2 protein-coding genes are annotated in these 2608 nt (G+C 44.8%); both read left to right on the plus strand.

Annotated elements, in window-relative coordinates:
- The first annotated feature begins 12 nt into the window (after positions 1-12).
- Positions 13-666 (plus strand): hypothetical protein, encoded by a 654-nt coding sequence (locus LBF07_RS24595; RefSeq protein ID WP_174784986.1) that lies wholly within the window; start codon positions 13-15, stop codon positions 664-666.
- A gap of 1608 nt (positions 667-2274) precedes the next feature.
- Positions 2275-2436 carry a replication initiation protein gene (locus LBF07_RS24810; protein WP_332873253.1) on the plus strand — a complete coding sequence of 54 codons (162 nt, stop codon included), beginning with the start codon at positions 2275-2277 and terminating at the stop codon, positions 2434-2436.
- The last annotated feature ends 172 nt before the right edge of the window (positions 2437-2608 follow it).

Here is a 2608-nt window from a genome sequence, read left to right on the forward strand (position 1 = left end):
ATGGTACATGTAATGAGTTTTCAACTGGCTATATTTTTTAAACAGCATATAACTAGGCCAGATCAATTCTTTTCCAGCATCAATGATGCTGCTGGAAATCTATTCGACAGAATGCCACAAATTATCCCCCTCCCAGATGAAGTACCTCCTGAGATACCTCGCGTAGCGGCAACAAACCAAGCGGGAACGTATAGTTTTAATATATCGCTAAACAGGTTAGATCTTACCTTAAATATTTCTGACTCACCATTCAAAGAACAAGATGGTCTAAGTGATTTTATATTAAAATCAAAATTAATTATAAAAAACATCCCAAATGAACTAGACATCATTCGCTTAGGAATGATAGGTAATTATTTTGAGATTGAACGACTTCCAGCAATGGCCCTAGCAAAAAAATACTCTCGAAAAGACCTTGGAAATATAAATGAGTTTAACTTCCGATACAATAAGATCTCACAAGAGTTTGGGTATAGCTTTAATAACGTATTCGCTATTAGCAATGCAGAAATAAATACAAAAGGAATAACTTCTGAAGGGATTTTTATACAAAAAGACATAAACAACAACCCTTCAGGGTTACCAATAAAAAAAGATATGCTTTTAGATATAATATCTAAAAAAACCAAGGATTTATCTACGACAAACTTAGAGGGATTAGCCTAATGCCTCCACAAAGTCGATCATCATCTAGCACTGCTTTTAGCACGCCCACCGCGAACTCTGGTAGCTCATCTACACTACAGATAGATACAGCGTGGGCCTCCTTTGAAAAAATGATAGAAAAAAGGCTAGAGGAAATAAAGCCCAAAACACCGGCGCAAATCAAAGCTAACGGTGATAGCAGAAACAAAACAATAGTAATTTCTGCACTAGTCATAATTCTAGCAATTATAGTCTTATTCATTGGGGCAATATATATAATTGACTCAGTCACCGGTAAAGAATTCTCATCCTCTCTCATGCCAGTGATAACAGCAATTATCAGTGGAGTTTTTGGATATCTTTCTGGCGAAAAATCTTCCAAGTAACATACATGCTGCTATTAAAATGGCAGCATGTATCAATTATAACAACGGTAACTAGTAAATTAATAAAAAGTAGCGGTATGCCAATAGCAGTGAATTTACCATAACATCTGTTGGCCGCACCGTCTCAGACGCCCTCAGCGCGTTTCTGCGGTGGGATGCCTGTTTCCTGCACTTCCCTATACCTATATCGTGAAAAAACGCGCCTGATGATTTCTGCGCAGCTGCATGGCTATGCATGAGAGTGACTGGCGCGCAGTTTCACACCAGATGTGCCGGAAAAGGACTGTTTCAGGCAGTTTTCTTCCGTGGTTCGTAGAACCACAGCAGGTTTCAAAGGGGAACCCTTTGGCACCGCGCATGTATCACCGCGTGTATACATCGCCGTCGTGCCTGATCCGTAGAAAGTAAAACTCAAGACAGGAGCAGCACACACACTTTAAACACACCTCAAAATGCCGCCACACACATTTCAAACACACATTAAACACACCCGAACAGCCGATAAACACACTTTAGACACACATTAAACACATTCCCGAAGCCACATAGACAGCATGAAGACACGGAGATGAAGCGGTGAACGGGCACGCAATTTATTGCGGGGTCGTGAGCCGCTGGCAGGGTGTCGGGGCGGCAAGCCCTGACAAAAGGCATTTGTGGTGCCGCGTGTGCGCGGTATTACAAATGCACATCCTGTCCGGATGTTTTGCAACACTGGCAAACCGGCTGTGGCCACAAAACATGTCCTGTCCGCTGCGTTAACTTTTGTAATCCAGAAACGTCAGAGGACGTCACTTTGCGGCGTTAGCCCTATCCTGCATCGTATTAAAAAATGCAGCTACGGTGTGTACGGTGCCTAAAGTGAGCCCGAAGATATTCCGCTTCCTCGCTCACTAACTCGCTACGCTCGGTCGTTCGGCTGCGGCGAGCGGAGGGAACGGAGACATTAAGACACAGGCAATGAGATAGGATGGAGAGGCAACAAAGAAGGCCGCGGCGCTGCCGGTTTTCCATAGGCTCCGCCCCCCTGACAAGCATCACAGAATCAGACGCTCAAATCAGTGGTGGCGAAACCCGACAGGACTATAAAGATCCCAGGCGTTTCCCCCTGGTAGCTCCCTCGCGCGCTCTCCTGTTCCTGCCATTCGGTTTACCGGTGTCATTCCGCTGTTATGGCCGCGTTTATCTCATTCCACGCCTGACACTCAGTTCCGGGTAGGCAGTTCGCTCCAAGCTGGACTGTATGCGCGAACCCCCCGTTCAGCCCGACTGCTGCGTCTTATCCGGTAACTATCATCTTGAGTCCAACCCGGAAAGACACGACAAAACGCCATTGGCAGCAGCCATTGGTAATGGATTAGAGGAGTTGAGTCTTGAAGTTCTTTGCCAGTTAAGGCTAAACTGAAAGGACAAGTTTTGGTGACTGCGCTCCCTCTAAGCCAGTTACCTCGGTTAGCCAGATTTACTAGGTCTTTCTAACCTTTAAAAAACCGCCTGCCAGGGCGGTTTTTTTCTTCGAAAGAAGATTACCTTTCGCCTTATACTCCAGTCAAGAAACTAATAAAAATGGAGCTAAG

Source organism: Enterobacter cloacae complex sp. ECL352 (genome assembly GCF_020149545.1).
Lineage (GTDB): Bacteria > Pseudomonadota > Gammaproteobacteria > Enterobacterales > Enterobacteriaceae > Enterobacter > Enterobacter asburiae_B.

Excerpts from the sequence above, each read along its gene's own strand:
- LBF07_RS24595 (WP_174784986.1), top strand. The coding sequence starts at position 13 with ATGAGTTTTCAACTGGCTATATTTTTTAAACAGCATATAACTAGGCCA.
- LBF07_RS24810 (WP_332873253.1), top strand. The coding sequence starts at position 2,275 with ATGCGCGAACCCCCCGTTCAGCCCGACTGCTGCGTCTTATCCGGTAAC.